Raw genomic sequence first — 17,012 nt, 5'->3', positions numbered from 1 at the left:
TTCATGGCTCCAAGTTGTGGCATGCCACCAGCTGTTGTGGAATGCCCTGCATGCCGGGCCTCATGTGTTGGCACAGATCCAGTGTTCTGGAGCACCGAGATGCGAAATGGCAGCCGGCTTGGCGCTGAGTAGGTTCAGGGAGGCTACCCGCAGAGCTGTGCAGACGGCGGCGATGCCCTGAAAGCGGGGGGACAGCGGAGAACAGCGCGCGAGTATAGGGGTGCAGGGGAGTTCGAGCGACGAGGTCAGCGTGCCCGATTTCGACCAGCTGGCCGGCGTAGAGAACGCCGATGCGATCCGATCGTTGCACGGCAACTCCCAGGTCATGGGTCACAAAGAGGATTGCCATGTCTGAGCGCAGCCGCTCGAGCAAGTCGAGAATCTGCTTTTGCGTGGTTACGTCGAGAGCCGAGGTCGGCTCGTCTGCGATGAGAAGCTTCGGCTTCATCGCGAGCGCCATTGCAATCATGACGCGCTGATTCATTCCGCCGGACATCTCGTGCGGATATTTTCTCATTGTCTCTTTGGGATCATCGATCCCCACATCGCAGAGCAGATCTGCCGCTCTTTCGCTTGCCTCTCGCTTGCTCAAGCCACCTGCAATCTGAACAGTCTCCCGAAGCTGGAATCCAATGGCCCGAACCGGGTTAAGGTATAGACTTGGCTGTTGGTAGATCATTGCACGCAAGCGCCGATCGACATCGGCAAGAGGCCTGCCTTCAAACTGAATATCGCCGAGACATCTCAGCTCGGAACTTGCTAATCCCATGATGGTCGAACACAGAACACTCTTTCCGCTGCCACTTTCGCCAACAAGCGCGAAGAACTCACTTTTCCGCAAATCGAACTGAATGGCCTCCAGGAGGCGAGTCTCGGGCCGATCTGCAAGAACAACGGTCAATCCGGTAATGCTGAGAAGCGGCGGGCTGCCAGTCACGATGGCGGGGCGGCCGGCATCCCCGTGCTCAATGGTTTGGGCTCCAAGAGCATGCGAAGTGGTTTGGCCCATGCGTTCAACCTTCCGAGTAGACAACGCTTCTTCTGCGTCTGGCCCAAATTTTCTCGGCAAACGACTAGGGGTTGATTGCGCCCGGCCGAAAATCCATCAAACCGGTTGCCGTCGGTGTCCACTTGATGTTGGCGCGCTTTCCGAAGAACTCGCCAAGCGAATGAAGCACGGTTCCTGGTGGATCAATCTCGTCGTATATGTCGAGCATCTCTTGATACGCACCTCGTCTTTCCACCGTGTCCTGGGCCGTCAGCAAGATCGTCTCAAGCTCATTGAATCTGTCGTTCCGCCAATATCCACTCCTCTGAAAGGTGCTCTGAGACCCCCAGCGGGAGACAAACGATGCGGTCGGGTCGGGGTAGTATGTCCCATCGGATGAATTGTTGACACCGCGCCCTAACCGATCTTCCACTTGGGACCAATTCTCTTTCATTTGAATATCGACGTTCAGACCGACAGCCCTCCACATTGCTGCAATTGCTTGAGTTTCGATGAGCTCAGCTGTGTAATAGTTTCCGACCGTTTTGAAAGGAATTGGTGCCCCCTTGTATCCGGCTTCGGCAAGAAGTCGCTTCGCCTGTTCCGGATTGTACCGAGGGATTGGCCGGTCAGGATTGTAGAGAACGCCGTAGGCAGAGTCTTGATGGGAACGCGGCACACTTATGCGCTTGCGCCAAATACCTTTGACAATGGCCTGCCTGTCGATAGCCAGATTCATGGCGCGCCTTATCCGCGGATCCCGCAACACCTCGTTCGTCGTCGAGTCATAGACCAGTGTGCGAAAGGACATCGTGTCACCTCCAACGACATCCAAATGGTTGTCTGCGGTCAGGACATCGAACTGATCAGGCGCTACGGTCGTGATAATATCGAAGTCGCCAGCGCGAAGGCCCGCGACGCGTGCCGCCGGCTCCCGCACCATCCGAAACTCGATGGTCTTCAGCGGCGGCCTTCCACCCCAATACCCATCGTGCGCCTCGAGGCGAATGTAGCGGTTTTCGACGGCCTCAACGACTCTGTAGGGGCCCGCTGCTATGGGCGCTCTAGCCCATCGATCGAACGTCGCCGCCTTCAGATAGGCCGTCTTCGAGACGATGCCGGCGCCATATGATGTCAGACGTTTGGCAAAAACAGGATCGGGCGTCTTGGTACTGAACTCCACAATATGTCGACCGGTCGCCCGCACCGCGCTCATCGATGGAAAGCTGATCTGGCCAACGCCATAACCCGGACTGCCCTTTGCCAGCATACGCTCCGCACCGAAAGTAAATGCGACGTCCTCTGCCGTTAACTCCTGACCATCGTGGAATCGAACATCTTTCCGCAGATTCACGCGATAGTTAGTGCTGTCGAGCATCTCGATGCTTTCAGCCAACATCGGCCGAAGTTGTCCCCCTCGTTGATAATCAATTGCGAAGAGCTTGTCGTAGATACTCTCGAGCACGCGGAAGCTCACGAGGGCCGTGGCACGGGGATGGAGCGGGTCGAGCTCGACGCGCAGATCCTGCATTGCGATCCGAAGTTCCGCTCTGCCAGCCTCCTGGGCAATGACGGAGGCCGTTGGGAGCAAGCCCAGACCACCGATCATTTTGAGAACTTTGCGTCTGGTACAGGTGTCCATCATCCAACCTCCAAAGTTACCTCGTTCGATTGCGGCGCCCCTTATGGATTACGCAGCATCGAACCGGCATTGCTTCACCGCTCACGCAATGGCCAGGCGGACCGCTGCTCTTTCCGAGAAGCGCTTCGCGTGTCGGAGGTATAATTCACCCCATGTGACACCATCATGACAGGCCTAGGTGCCTAGGTAGCTCTGGACAGAGGGCTGGCACCCTCCTACGTTGAGGCGGCGAATCGGAGCTTGAAATGGTGGGCGGATGAGATTTGTAATTGTCGTGCTCGATGGCCTTCGTCCTGACCAGCTAGACGAAGCTGTCACTCCCAACCTGGCCGAGCTGTCCAAAATTGGCCTTCGGCTTGCCCGCCATACCTCATCTTTTCCCAGCGAGACGCGCGTTTCGTCGGCCGCCCTGGCAACGGGCGGCCACTGCTCCGCTCATGGAATCATCGGCAATCGCTTTTTGGCAAACGGGCGGTCGGTCGACGGATCTTCGCTCTCGGCGCTCCTGACGCTTGGCAGTTATGGCAGCGTCCTTACCGCCACTACGATCGGCGAAGTCTTGGCGGCTCATGGCCGAGCGATGCTTTCGATCGGATCTCAGTCACAGGGCTCTTTCGGACTTTCGAGCTGGGGGAGTTGGCAGATGGGCGCGCCGGCATTCTGGGTTCATGCCCCATCAGAGTTTAGTAACAACGCGGCGGTTCGCCGTATTGCATCGACCTTTCCGACGCTTCCTCGCGACGAGCGTCCGGCGCTCGCTACCATCGAGCGTGTCACCGATTTGTTCTTCTCGTTTCTTAGCGAAGAAGCTCTACCGGAGGTCAGTCTCCTTTGGCTTTCGGAGCCGGACATTGCCTATCACATGTTCGGACTTCAGCATCGTGCGGCGCATCAGGTCCTCCACGAGGTCGATCGGCAGTTCGGGCGTATTTTCGCTTGGTGGACCGAGAAAGGAAAGAACGAAGGAGTTCAGCTTATTGCTGCGTCCGATCACGGACACGCCACCATTGGAGAAAAGGTCTCCGTACTGGACCACCTGCAGCGGTCGGGATTCAAGGTTGGACACGAGCTCACGGCCGAAGTAGACGCCGCAATCACCGCTCAACGGACTGTAAACATTTGGGTTCGGGACAGAGAGGGCCATTTCCTAACAGAGCTGTATCACAGCCTTTGTACGGAGCCGTGGTTTGGCGCGGCCTTCTCACGTAGCCGAGCCGATGGCTCTCCACTAATCGCCAACACCCTGCCGCTTTCCACGGTAATGGCCGAACACCAACGGAGCGCGGATCTGTCGTTTGTTCTCGCTGATTGCTGCGCGGCCAATCGGCACGGTTTGCCTGACGCTGTGTACTACGATGGGCCTTATCCGATCGGCGCTGGCATGCATGGTGGGCTTTCGGCGCAGGAGCTGTCTTCATTATGCATCCTTGCTGGTCACGCCTTCAGAAGCGGAATTCTTGCTGCCCCAACCAGTATCGTTGATCTCGCACCGACGATCCTTGCCAGCTTGGGATTGCCGGTACCATCGACTGCTTACGGCCGTGTCATCGATGAAGCTTTGCGAGATCGCGAGGACGCAGGTCAGCATGATGTCGAAGATGCGAGCGTCTCAATTGCCTATTCAGCGCGCCGGGCAACTGTCTTCCGGGAGCTTTATCGGCAACGGCTTTATCTACGGGGAGCGACCGTAGGCCAGCTGACAGAGACGAAGAACGATCAGCCAGGATGCTGAGATCGGCGCAATTGGAAGCCTGAACCACGGACACTTTTGAGCTATGTATCAAGGAAAGCGCTGGGAATTTGTTCGATCGAACATCGAAGAAGGTATTTCGTCGAGCCGATTTCGGCCAGGTGAAAAACTTCCGAACGACGTGGAGCTTGCTCTCGAATATGGCGTCAACCGGCACACGGTAAGATACGCCATTCGGGCACTTGAGCAGGAGGGACTGCTCCGAGTCGAGCAGGGGAGAGGCACTTTCGTTGTCGAACATCCCACACCCTATCTTCTCTCCTCTCAAACCCGGCTGACCGATAACCTTCTTTCGCAAGGCCATCTGGCGCGCCGTAAGATCCTGTCTGCTGCAACCATACCGGCAGACGAACGGCTCGCCCGCTATCTCGACTTGCAAGCTCGTGACGATGTGCTGCGCATCGACACGCTGAGCTATCAGGACGACCTTCCAATCGTCATTGCGCATAGCTACTTTCCGGCGAAACGAACCCCCGGCCTGCTGGACAAATTTTCTGGCGCCAACTCGATCTCGACGGCTCTCAAGCGCATCGGAATTGACGACTACTCGCAGCAATGGGTGACGATCAGCGCGCGTCTGCCCTCCGCGCAGGAGGCCCGCCTGCTTGCAATGTCTACTTCGGCGCCGGTCTTCGTCAAGGAGAGCCTTGACTGCTCCGGCCGTATTCCGATCAAATTTGGCGAGAATGTACTGTGCGCGCCAAGAATGAGCTTCCGCTTCGACTTCGGAGAGATTTGTTCCGCAGAACAGTCGCGTGCGAGAAAGCCTCGCTCCGGAAAAGCTCGAGCGAGCAAATCGAAATCATCTGCCTCCTTGAAGGCAAAGGTATAGTACCCATCTCTGCAGTCAAAGCGGCTGCCAGCCGAATAATTGTTGTGCCACCATCATCGCCTGAAGGAAGGACTTTCAACGATGGATGCCGGGACGAACCGCACGCGTTCAGCTTAGTCAATGGGCCGCCGCGCAAGTTGCGGCTTCCACTGTCGAGCTTGCAGTCAGTAGGCGTCCATGCGGTCGACGTCAGAGGCAGCCACGAATGTCCTGAAGAGACCCGCCGGCAAACAGTCGGTGACCGTCGTGAATCTCACCCCTATGCGGTCGGATCGAACGTGTCGGACTTTGCGAATATGCGTTCGGCGATACGCAGATCTTCCGCGTCATCGATTTCGTACCACCTGAGATCATCGCACCGCACCGCAGCGAGCTGCAGGCCACGTTTCTCCACGAGATCGGCAAGAAGCTCGTCCGTGTAGGCTTGGGTCGCGCCGGACCTGATGATATCGTCCAGCGCGGGAACGACGGCTGCCTGTAGAGTTGACCTGGACAGTCGAAGCAGGTTCATCGTCTTGAAAAGGGGCAGGCCATCCGCGACGAGAGTGTCGGCCGTTTGCTTCATGCGAAATTCCGAGATGAAGCCGTTATCCGACAGTATAACTGCTGATCCTTGCATCAACTCATGGAAGGGCGCGACAGCAGCCGCGTCCTGCGCTCGGCTGGACATCAGGTACCGCAACGCATTTTCCTCGAAGAAAACGTCGCCCTCGAGAAGAAAGCAGTCTCCGGAAAGAAGCGCCTCACGCGCCAGCCACAGCGAATAGGCACTGCCAGTACGGTCGTAAACAGAGGATTCGACGTATTTAAGTTCGAGCCTGCCAAAGCGGCTGCCGTAGGCGTCTTGGATCGCATCTTTGCGATAGCCCACAATAATCGTGACCTGTTCCACGCCGACATGCTCGAGGTTATGCAGTGCGTTGTGAAGGATGGGAGTGCCGTTAACTCGAACCAGAGGTTTCGGGCCTAAATCGGTTAGCGGCCGCAGACGAGAGCCAACTCCAGCGGCAAGAATGACAGCATTTTTAGGAGCATTCACAGGCATTTCATTCGCTTTCTTTATCCCGTGTATGACTCCGCGCGCATTTTTGAACTTCTCTGTTCAGTCTGGGCGCCGCAGACCTGTCAGATGGCCCCTGAGATTGAAAGAGGTCGGCAGTCATCCGCGCAAACCGGCGCATCAAACGCTTACTCGCAGGGGAAAGTTGTTCTGCGCTGTCAAAGCGTCACCAGGACGCGAGGCTTTGACGAGACGCGAGAGGTGTTCGCATGGCGCGGGCTTTTCAAGAGGGGGAACGTCAGGGACAAAATCAGTCGCCATAGATTAGGGAGGCTGAAGATATCGCTTTTCGGCCAGGGCGAGTTCGTCATACTTCAAAAGCTCGAAAATCTCGTTGAGCGGGGCGATATGAGATTCAATGCTCGCAACGCTCTCGTGAGCGACGATACTATCGCAGACGCGCCGCATTGCAGCTGCTGCAGCTCGCATAGAGTGATTGGCCCAGATGACCGTGGAGATGCGCGCATTACGATAGGCAGAGACTGGCGTTCGATAGTATGTCGTCGGAACAATCACGACAGGTAGCCGGTTCCGCCACTCGCGGACAAACGAAAGCATCTCGTCCGGGGTACTCTTTCGCGAGTGAATTAAGATTGCATCGGCCCCTGCGTCGGCATAGGCATGAGCGCGCAAGATGGCTTCGTTCAATCCATGACCGGCGATCAGCGCTTCGATCCTAGCCACGAGAACAAGGTTTTCGGCGACCGTATCCTTCACAGCCCGCAGACGACCGGAGAATTCATCGATATCGGCGAGCAGATGCCGCTCCCCAATGAGCGAGTTCATCTTCGGAAAGCAGCTGTCCTCGAGCGAGACGCCCGCCGCGCCACCCTGACGGAGTTTGCGTGCGAGGAGGCGCGCATTGTTGAAATTGCCGAAGCCCCCGTCGCCGTCAACGAGCACAGGTAGCGCGGTCGAGTCCACAATGCGTTCGACGCTCTCGACGAGCTGGGTCCATGAAGCTTCATTGGCATCGCGGTAGCCGAGCGAGCTAGCAATCGACAAGCCAGACGCCCAGAGCCCCTTGAATCCTGAGCGCTTGGCGATTGCAGCGGACAGGCCGTCATGCGCCTCCATCAGAAACGAAAGCTCGCCATTCGAGCAGACCTGGGCACGAAGCATTTCGACAGGCGACGGCCGAGTACATTGATGACCTGCGTTGGGCTGAGCGGATTGTGGTTGATACTTCATACAGAAGTCCTGGAGGCCGAGCTTCGGTTGGCGAAAACCTCACTGCTCATACCTTTTTGTTGTGATGCCGATCAATGACCAGCGTTGGTAGTTGATTGGGACGCAAAAGCTTGCATTATCGCCATGGGATGGGCGCCGAACGCGGGGCTGTTGTGATGGGTGGATCGGAGCCGACATGTTGGAGAAGAAATGCTTCGGTGCAAATGAAGGATCTCGGCTCGTGAGCCCGGTGCTAGGGTCCTTCACAAAGTATCCGGGAGGAACGCCTGGCCAAAGGGCGATATCCAGCTCACACAGATGTAGCAAGTATCGACTGCTACAGTTGTCGTAAATGCTGCTGTTGCGTTTTCGACATCTGTCGCAATCCCGTCGATAGAGCTGCAGTAGGATGGCAGTCTCCGGAGAAGTGAACCGGCAATCTCCCAAGATCTTGTCCTGCCGCGAGAGTTTGCGCACTGCCTGGTATGGAATTTGCTAATCTCGTTCCACGTCCTCTCGGCTCCAGGAGAAAGTCATGGCGGATGTGCAAGAGGTTGTGTTGTCGGAACGGGAAAGACAGTGCTTGCGATGGGTCGAGGAGGGGAAGTCATCCTGGGCCATCGGAGTCATCCTGAAAGTGAGCGAGAACACCGTCAACTTTCATGTCAAGAATGCAATGCGAAAGCTGGAAACGACCAGCCGTATCCAGTGCGTCGTCAAGGCGCGGCGTCTGCGTCTTATTTAAAGTAACGGCCGCGGTCACGTTGCCGCTGATGCAGATCTAGCGAATGTAAGGGGCGACCGTGGGTTGCTCCGGCGGAATGCGAATCGAATTAGCGCCGGCACTTGTATAGCTATAATACGTCTATTTCGTCGCCGAACGTCACTGTGGGGCGCCGCGGACCACTAGGCGAGGTGAGATCATCGGCACATAACGCTCTTGAAAGCTCCACGACCGGTTGGATCCCAATGTCAACGTTGTGATCGTTCCGTTCCCCCCCCGCTGCGGACGCGGCGGTCGTATACATGTCGCAAATTGAAGTGTGGTGATCCTAGGGGCTTAGGTGCTGAAGTCGTGGTCATCGGAAAGGCGGCGTATACGGTGTGGGCCGGACACGATGACGGCAATCATGGTCCGTAAACGCATTTCCAAAAGCGCGCTGCTGGTAGACGTTGCACGATACTCTAGCGCTCTGCGGGCTCAACCAAGTTCGGGCGATCCTCACCCAGCTTTAGCTAGCTTAATGAACTACCTTTTCGCGGACCACCAATGCGAAGGTTGCGTCCTTCGATGATCTAGCGGATTCGAGTCATAAGCTGAATATATTTGCGGCGGACGCCGCGATCCGGGTGTTTCTGAGTATCGCTGGGAATGAGATAGCCTTAAGCCCGCGAACGCATTCCACCTCAAGATAGCCCGATGCAGATGAAACCGACTAGTTCTTTGAGTTGTGCGCGATGCTTGCGTAATGAAACGTGTGCCAGATCGAACAGTCGATGGTGCGCCCTTCTCTCACCTTAGGTCGCCGCTCGGGACGAGTCAGGACGGCTAATGTTCAGGTTTATAACAATGTGACGCTCATCGAGCGGAAGCAATGATTGACCCGATGATTGTCGACCGACGGAACCTGCAGCGGAAAGCCTGTGGGGCTGCCTAATTGAAGTGCGCACGCTCAAGAACATCGATTAGCGAGTGCCCGGCTCCGACGGGTCAGCGGATGCAGAAGGGCGGTCAATCCTCCGTGTTCTGCAGTTTACGGGCTGGGAATATCGAGCTCGATCTCACGCGTCACTTCGATGATGCTCTCTGGATGGCGTCCGTTCTTGAAGAGAGCGTATTTCAGAGCTTCAGCGCGGTTGATAAAAAGCCCGCCAAACGCGCCCCGAGTTCACGGGCAACCCAGTTACCGGCCCGATTTCTGCCGACAAACACAATCGGCGGAGCGCAGTCACTTGAAGGGGAATCGAGGACCTGAATCAGCATGCCCCTTCGGTGGGATGACAGCTCACACTCCTGTGGAACAATCCATAGCGGAGGTGCTCCGGCTAGCGATCGTAAAGCGATTATCGACTTGTCGTGCCCACAGCATTCGAGAACCAGCATCAACGACTTCAAAGTGTTGATTATTGGCGCCAATCCGCTGTGGCCTTCGCTGGTTGGCAAGTATTCATCAACCCGGAAGGAATAGCTCAAACGGGAACGGAGTTCTCCTACCAGTTCTGAGAAGAACAAAAGGGTTCCGCGAGGATGCGCTGTCCGAGCTCGCCAACGGCGAAAAGTACGGTGTGTGTGCTTGCGGGAGATGGTCATGCGGAGTGCCGGTCCAGAGCAGGAGCTGGTCGTCCCTTTTTACGCATGGAGAACAGTCACGCTCTCAATCTGTCGATCCGGTCCCGCGCTGCCCGCGTCCAATCGGAAGAAAGCCAAACGCTCTTGCCATGTGTGTGCGCCGCACCCGCAATCTCTGCGATAGTCGAAAAGTCTCCTCTCTGGAGGCTCCAAAGATCAGTCCTATGTCTGCCGAAGGCCATTGGACGCTTGGACGCGGCTACCGCTTCACCAGTTTGGCTGCAGCCAAGGCCGCCTCTCCCGACGCGGATGCGCCGGGTGTTTTCGAATGAGCTCGGGCGCCCGGACAAGTGCATGCACCATCGGGGAAGGCGAACGTTCTAGCCGCGACGCTTCTTGGAGGTGAGCCCGGTTTCTTCGGCTTCAGGTGCAAGCATTTGGGCAGCGTGACCTTGGATTGTCGAAACCCCTCGCCGCGTTCGATTCGTGCGCCATGAGAACTGACGCCGGCCGACGCCAAAAGAGCGCGGATCCTGAGCCCTTCAGCCTCTCTCTTGCGCCGTTCGGCTTGGATCGGTCGCATTTCGAAGGAAATCACCGACCTTGTTCGTATAACAACGGCCTGACACGCGGGCCGGGAGCCCATGTGAGAACCCAAATTGACAGCGGTTTGCGGGTCGATCTGATTGCGGACGAGCGATTGTGATTGACCTTGCGTCGGTCCGCCGGTTGTTCCATGCTTTCCAGCATGCCAAGTTCACGAAGTGTGGATATTGCACTCAGTAGCTTTCCGGCTTCGCTGCGCCCATCCAGCGATCCTGCTCGAGCAGAACGCGCGAGCAGTTGTCCGGCGTGCCCGCTAATCGCCGGACCGCATCGCGCGGCTGAACGACGTGGCCATCCGCGTTGCGACAACTGCAAGCTGACCAGCCCAGGTATCGCTGACGATCGGTTACCCACCTGCCAGCTACACGGCGCAAGGGGAACGATTGATTCGTGGCGGTGTGTCTCGGGGCGAATTGCCTCAACTTCGCGTCACAAGAACCCAGAGGACGCAGAACGCCAGTCGCGAGTTGCTAGCTCGCCTGTTCTTCGCCGAGAGTGCGGACTGATGAGGAGGCATAGGCAGCTGAGACGAGCTTGTAGCAACAGCATGCTTTCTCTTCGAGCAATTTGTGTTCATCGATCTGCAAGACGCCCCGCATCTTGCGAATCAGCCCTTGCTGCTCGAAGCGGATCAAGGTTTCGGTCACCCCGGCGCGGCGCAGTCCCAGCACCGAGGAAAGGTAATCGTGGGTGACTGGCAGCACGCGGGCGTCAACAGCTTCACTAGCAAGGCAAAGCCAGCTCGCGAGGCGCTGTTCACGATGGTGCAGAACCCCGCACAATCCTGTCTGGACGCACTGAAATGTCAACGCTTGCACGTACTCAGACAGATGGTCTCTGATCTCGGGATGCACCTTCATGATCCGACGAAGATCCTCGATGCGAATTCTGTGCGCGCTTCCGGGGAAGACGACGACAGATTGATGGGCTGAAAGATGTCCTCCCCACAAGAAAGAAGTGCCGACCACGCCCCGATAGCCTATGACCGCCGTTTCGAGCATACTGCCCGCGGCAACCACTCTGAGCGAGACGAGGCCGCTCTCTACAAAGTAGACGTGCTCGACCGGCCTTTTTGGCTCTTGCAGAACCATCCGTTCTTTCAAAACGACCGGCTCGAGGCACTCCCCTATTGCCGCAAGCTGTTGGATAGGAAGACGCGCCAAGATTACGTTCTTCACAAAGGGCCGTTTCGCAGGACGCACCGGAAGAGAACGCAGAGGCTCCGGTCGTGTGCCGCGCAGCTGCTTGAGAGCTCTATCTTGAGAGCAGTCAAGCACTTCGAGGAAGGCGGGCACGCGATCGGTCATGGTCCTTCTCCTGGCAGGACGCGTTTGCTAGCCTGCGCCTGACCGTAACGAGAACGTGATCACGACTATAGCAACATCTTCATCTTGATTGATGCAACGAGTAACCTAACGGCGCCAAAATCCCGCGTTGAGGGGCCTGTCTTCGACGAATTTCGACCAAGCGAATGGAGCCTCGCGCCGAATCGGACTCAACGCGCCACATTCGTTTCGCTAGCGATACGATGAGTGCGTCAACGACATTTGCCGTATGATCGGGCTCTACGCGCGTCTTATCTCGCTATCCCTGATTGAGATCCCAAGAAGACGCCGGAGAGTGGAACAGTCAGGTCAACACCTCGATTGCGGGCGCGAGACGATTGCCCGCTCGGCGCAATCAATCGTCTGGGGGAAGCTCAACCGGAACAGCAAATCCAGCCTTTACGCGATCCAATATGACCATGCTCTTGAAGCCCTTGATGTCGCGATTTTCATAGAAGAAGCGCCGCGTGAACTCCTCGTACTCCTCCATGGACCGCGCGGTAATGTAAAGGACGAAGTCGGCATCGCCCGTGACATAGAAGCCGTTGACGACATCGATTGATGATTTGATGGCTTTTTTAAACCTATCGATGATATCGGCGCTTTCCCGCTCCAAAGTCACCAGTGCAAGCACTTGAATAGGTCGTCCGACCGCCCTCGGCGAGACAACCGACACGTCGGCCTGGATGATGCCCTCCGAGCGGAGCCTCTTCAACCGTCGTTGGCAGGCCGTAGGAGAAAGCCCGGCCAGCTCGCCAATCACATCTGAAGTCAAACGGTTATTCTTTTGTACGATCTCGAGAATGCGGGCATCTATCCGGTCGTACTGCATAACCACCTCCAGCCTGAGACGAATTTCGCCGCGAGATGACTACTCCGCGCAGGAAATCCTCGAGGGTGAAAAATACGAGGAAATCTTCCGTAACAAAGGCCCAACTTGGATGGGTGTTGTCGCATAGCACTATCAAAGAAAGGATGAGGGTCCTGCCGTCGGCATTCTGCGGCGCGGCAGGGAACGGCCCTTTCGGATGTGAGATCCGGGCCTTCGCTTTTCGGCAAAGATGCGAGCCAAAGTGAAACCGAAACGCAAAGCGAGCCGTGCCGCCTGATAATTCGTGCGGAAACCGCATCTTGATTGAGGTTAGCCAGCTACTCGCCCGCTGGCGAGCGCGCGACAAGGCGCCGTTTGCCTCTGAGAGGCGAACCTTATGGGTCGACTTCGTCCTCCAGCTCGATCACAGCCGACCCGCAGCTCATTCTTCGTTGGTCGCCAACCGGAACTCCCGCACCCCGTCGTCCCTGTCCCGGAGCTGGGCTCAATTCTAAAAAATAGCATGCGTTCCCCGTGCGCGTTGCTCCAAGCTGGATTTGGTCTGCTGGCTGACGCGCACTGCGCGTCGACTTTTAGTTCTTTGAATGATGTTGCCTCTCAATCGGCTTGATCGAATGAGGTGAACGCATGTCCGCCGTTTGCGTTCGACAGGTTCGTCAGCATCATTTGCGCAGCTGAATTGCCCACACGAGGGTCAGCTCGTCCGTGTGCTCAGGTCGTCTGGACTGCCCGATTGTGCCGTGTCGATTAATGTCCCCGAATGATCGTACTTGCTGCGTCTGCCTCCATTTCGGATGAACTTTGCACTGGCCGGAGTCGGGGCCGAAGCAAGCAGAATGAAATCGTGACTGCGATGGTGCATATGCACCAACTGCGGCCGCTTCGGTTCAACCCGGATCGCAGGGCGCCTTTGTGTGCGGCTCGTTTTGCGCGAGCCACGGCGACCGACACAGGCTGTAGCCTGCTCGTAACCCATCTTGCTGGAGACGCGAAGTGCTGTCCCCGGCGGCTCGACTTTCGCGAGATGATGTTGCTACGCACAAATCGGTGCGCAATGTACAGCTCTTATGCATTCTCCGCGAGGTTGGTACGGCTCGTGCGGAGTCATTAAGGACGCACGCCCCTGCCAAACTGGTCGAATATTCGAGCTGCAATTTCGTTCGTTGGCCCGTAGTTGGGAGCCGCCCGCATCGTTAGTGCCGCCGGAAGAGCATTGAGCCGACCACATCGGAGGTACCCTCCTCACGGTATGAATAGGGGCAGGTCATGGAAGCGGACGTATCACCGCGCAGGGCCACTCCCAAGGTTGTGAGCTGCGGCAGTTTGATAGAAGAAGTTTCTCTGCAGGTTTCTACCTCGTATTCGGATGCGCGCTGATGCGCCACGGGCGGACCAAACCAGGAGCCCTATGATGGCCGTCTATATCGTACCGTCGGGAGGCCGGAGCGGGCGGCCGATGTTGGCGAGCAAGATCTGCGACATCCAGAGGATTGACTGCAGGACGCGTCAATGCGCGCTCGCGCCATTGGTGCCGATCAGGACGGTGACTCACCACAGCGCCCGAATCTTCCTAGCGTCGAGGCCCCTGTGCGTCGCCACCTATGACGACAACGCTCTGCGTGCACTCGTCAAGTCGATGAAGCCAAACGTCGTCTTGCCTTGATCCGACATCTCGTCGCCTCATCCGCCATGCCCCCCCCCTCGAAGTCCTGGATGGATGCAGCAGTCCGACCATTTTGCTCGACCGGTCAGCTTCCCGAAAGCTAGACCTACCATCCTGGCGAAGTGGAGAGATCTCGGGGCTGATCTGCGACTGCACCAAACGTAAACATCGTCAAACGGAGTTGCGAGATGGTTCGAATCCAAGACATGCTCGATACGGCAACGTTAGACTCCGGCAGCACATCAGCCGCCACTGGGCAAGATGAAAACATAGGTCAGGCGGCCTTTGACCAGCACCTGGATGAGAGACCGCAAGAGCAACAAGCTAGTGCAGGTCCTTCCAATCCTAGTGTATCGGACGCGGTGGCGGATCGTCTTGATGTCGTCAACCAGCAACCCGATTTGAAGCTTGTCGTCATTTCGAACCGCATGGCACCCTTCGACCCCAATAAACCCCAGACCGGCGGGCTCACCGCGGGCCTCGAGCCGGTGGTGGAACGTTCCGGCGCGGTTTGGATAGGCTCTTCGGAGACCCCAGGCGACGGGATCGAGCGGCCCCTGCCATTGGTGCCGACTGGTGCAGGCCACGTCGCCAGGCTCGATCTGCCGGCCGCAGACCATCCTGGCTACTATCGAGGTTATTCGAATTCAACGCTGTGGCCAGCATTGCACTCCCTGCCGGACCGGATGTCGGGCTCGGAAGAGGATTATGGCAGCTATCGAAGGATCAACGACTTCATCGCGCGCGCGGCTTTCGACGTACGAGATCGGGACGCATTCTGGGTGCATGATTATCATCTGCTCCCGCTTGGGGCCAATCTGCATGACCTCGGTATTGAGCGGCCAACCGGCTTTTTCCTCCATACGCCATGGCCTACGCCCGACATGATAGAGTGCGTACCCGACCATCGCGAACTGATGAAATCGATGCTGAAGTACGATCTGCTCGGCTTTCAGACGAACCGGGATCTGAACAATTTCCTGGCCTGCCTGCGAAACCATTTCGGGCTGGAGAGCAAGGATGGCGTTGTGACCACGGAACGTGGCCAGACGCGACTTCAAAAGTTCCCAATCGGTATCGATCCCGAGCGGTTCGCAGAGTATCTTGCGGCAGAGCTCTCTCCCGCAGAGCAAGAAAAAGTCTCGTCATTGTTGCAAAACTTCCAAGGCGCCAAGTTTGCCATCGGCGTAGACCGGCTCGACTACACGAAAGGCATCGATAAACGGGTCGAAGCGTTTAACCACCTTTTAGCGGCCGAGCCGGGCAGCATCTCGCTGTTGCAGATCGCACCGACCTCCCGCGCCGACGTCGACGAGTATCAGAAGTACAAGGAGGACGTGGAGAATGCGATTAACCACGTCAATGCCGAGCATGGCACAGACGAGTGGAGGCCGATCCACTACACGAATGACTCGTTCAGCCAGACTGCACTCGCGCGTCTTTACCGCGCGGCAAAGATAGGTGTCGTCACGCCGCTGCGCGACGGCATGAATCTGGTAGCGAAAGAATATGTTGCTGCCCAAGATCCGAAGGATCCCGGCGTTCTGGTATTATCGAAGTTTGCTGGGGCGGCTGAAGACTTCAACGAAGACGAGGCGCTGCTGGTGGATCCAAACCATCCCGAAGAGATCGCAGACGCTATTTTGAAAGCGGCCAACATGCCGCTTGAGGAGCGCGTCAAGCGCTGGCGGTCAATGATGGATAAGATTGAATCCTATACCATCCACGATTGGTCGGCGGACTACGTCCGGGAGCTGGACAAAAGCCGTGTCACAGTTCCGGCTGATCAGTGCCTCAATATCGGTCTCGGCTGGACCAACGTGGCTCAGATGCCGCTGTACCGGAACCATGGCGAGGCGCTGGCCACCTATAAGGAGATCGACCCCGCGGATGTCGCCCTGAAGGAGGCTGCCTACGCAGACGAGAATAAGGCCTATGAGGCATTAGAGGCCAGACTGATGCATACACAGGGCAGACTCTGGGCCATACCCACAGCTTCGCTCATCGGTCGTTCCGAACAAAAGCCCGGTGCCGGGACGGAGTGAGCAGGCGAAGAGCACAGCACGGCAGATGACGCTGTTCTGCAGCAGCAAAGACCAATCCAGATCTTTAGCGCTGATGCGGTTCTTGCAGGTTGCGCAAGCCTGGATGACGACCGGGAATGTTGAACGAGTTGCATCAAGGTATCACGCGAGTGAGCCACAATGGAACGGGAGCGTGCAGCCAACGCGTCGTTCCGTACCCGTAAATGACGCTTCTGCAGGCGGCGTCGGCACCAGCGAGCTTTTGGTCGTTCCGCGCCGGAAAGTGGCCGCTGCCTGTTGCAATGAAAGGGCCGCAACAGCAGCGTTAGAACAGTTAGCAGCTTGGCTCGCACTCCCCTCGCGCCTGCCAAGCTGATCCGCCAGCAGCGGGCATTCGCGATCGACAATCTCGCCCCTTCGTCCTTTGCGTGGTACGCCTTCGATAAAGGACCACGGGCTCGTGCGCCCGTTGCCGCCGGTAGATTCAGGATCATTTGAGCCCGACCTTAACGACTATAAGAACTGCTGACGACCACTTCGTTTCGTCATCTTGTCGAAAGATAAAACCTGACCCGGCGCTTGAACCCGTTTGGCTAGGGGCTCAACCTCAAGACGCGTTGCTGCTTAGAACCGTAGTCGTTGCTTCTGACCTCACCGTCTTGAGTGTAATCCTCTGAGCAACGCGCTGTTCATTGTCATGATGAGCCCCGTCGACAAGTCTGCCAAATGAACTCGCTCCGAGAAATCTACCTCATATCTGGAGGTAAGCGTTGCGATTGGAGACGGGGCGTATTCCGTTCTTGGCCGCTGAAAACCGAAAAACCGGTGCT

The 17,012-nt window shown here is 57.1% G+C and carries 10 protein-coding genes; 4 read left to right on the top strand and 6 right to left on the bottom strand.

The features are described from left to right. Window position 1: 1 nt before the first annotated feature. Both P6U29_RS33285 and P6U29_RS33280 read right to left on the bottom strand, forming a co-directional pair. Window positions 2-1,009 (bottom strand): ABC transporter ATP-binding protein, encoded by a 1,008-nt coding sequence (locus tag P6U29_RS33285; protein WP_407114526.1) that lies wholly within the window; start codon window positions 1,007-1,009, stop codon window positions 2-4. A gap of 64 nt (window positions 1,010-1,073) precedes the next feature. After that, a complete protein-coding gene (locus P6U29_RS33280; RefSeq protein ID WP_407114525.1) occupies window positions 1,074-2,633 on the bottom strand; it encodes an ABC transporter substrate-binding protein in 1,560 nt (519 codons plus the stop codon). 253 nt (window positions 2,634-2,886) lie between these two features. Between P6U29_RS33280 and P6U29_RS33275 the strand changes: the two genes are divergently transcribed. Beyond that, a complete protein-coding gene (locus tag P6U29_RS33275; RefSeq protein WP_407114524.1) occupies window positions 2,887-4,362 on the top strand; it encodes an alkaline phosphatase family protein in 1,476 nt (491 codons plus the stop codon). Window positions 4,363-4,405: 43 nt separating this feature from the next. Continuing rightward, window positions 4,406-5,212: a phosphonate metabolism transcriptional regulator PhnF gene (gene phnF, locus P6U29_RS33270; RefSeq protein ID WP_407114523.1), complete on the top strand. Its 807-nt coding sequence runs from the start codon at window positions 4,406-4,408 to the stop codon at window positions 5,210-5,212. A 259-nt stretch (window positions 5,213-5,471) separates the two neighbouring features. On the opposite strand, the gene P6U29_RS33265 is transcribed toward phnF, so the two are convergent. Both P6U29_RS33265 and aepX read right to left on the bottom strand, forming a co-directional pair. Next, the gene (locus P6U29_RS33265; RefSeq protein WP_407114522.1) at window positions 5,472-6,257 is read right to left on the bottom strand and encodes a phosphocholine cytidylyltransferase family protein; all 786 of its coding nucleotides are present in this window, start codon (window positions 6,255-6,257) and stop codon (window positions 5,472-5,474) included. Between the two features lie 279 nt (window positions 6,258-6,536). After that, window positions 6,537-7,394, bottom strand: a complete 858-nt coding sequence (gene aepX, locus P6U29_RS33260; RefSeq protein WP_407119476.1) for a phosphoenolpyruvate mutase — start codon at window positions 7,392-7,394, stop codon at window positions 6,537-6,539. A gap of 583 nt (window positions 7,395-7,977) precedes the next feature. Between aepX and P6U29_RS33255 the strand changes: the two genes are divergently transcribed. Next, window positions 7,978-8,187, top strand: coding sequence for a helix-turn-helix transcriptional regulator (locus P6U29_RS33255; RefSeq protein WP_407114521.1), 210 nt, complete (start codon window positions 7,978-7,980; stop codon window positions 8,185-8,187). 2,621 nt (window positions 8,188-10,808) lie between these two features. Here P6U29_RS33255 and P6U29_RS33250 read toward each other — a convergent pair. Together P6U29_RS33250 and P6U29_RS33245 are read right to left on the bottom strand one after the other, a co-directional pair. Next, window positions 10,809-11,645 (bottom strand): Crp/Fnr family transcriptional regulator, encoded by an 837-nt coding sequence (locus P6U29_RS33250; RefSeq protein ID WP_407114520.1) that lies wholly within the window; start codon window positions 11,643-11,645, stop codon window positions 10,809-10,811. A gap of 373 nt (window positions 11,646-12,018) precedes the next feature. Beyond that, window positions 12,019-12,495 (bottom strand): Lrp/AsnC family transcriptional regulator, encoded by a 477-nt coding sequence (locus P6U29_RS33245; protein ID WP_407114519.1) that lies wholly within the window; start codon window positions 12,493-12,495, stop codon window positions 12,019-12,021. 1,851 nt (window positions 12,496-14,346) lie between these two features. Here P6U29_RS33245 and P6U29_RS33240 point away from each other — a divergent pair. Beyond that, window positions 14,347-16,203: a trehalose-6-phosphate synthase gene (locus P6U29_RS33240; protein ID WP_407114518.1), complete on the top strand. Its 1,857-nt coding sequence runs from the start codon at window positions 14,347-14,349 to the stop codon at window positions 16,201-16,203. Window positions 16,204-17,012: the final 809 nt, after the last annotated feature.

Source organism: Bradyrhizobium sp. LMG 9283, assembly GCF_045571415.1.
Lineage (GTDB): Bacteria > Pseudomonadota > Alphaproteobacteria > Rhizobiales > Xanthobacteraceae > Bradyrhizobium.
The sequence above is the reverse complement of the archived record's forward strand: the minus strand, read 5'-3'. Positions and strand labels throughout refer to the sequence as shown.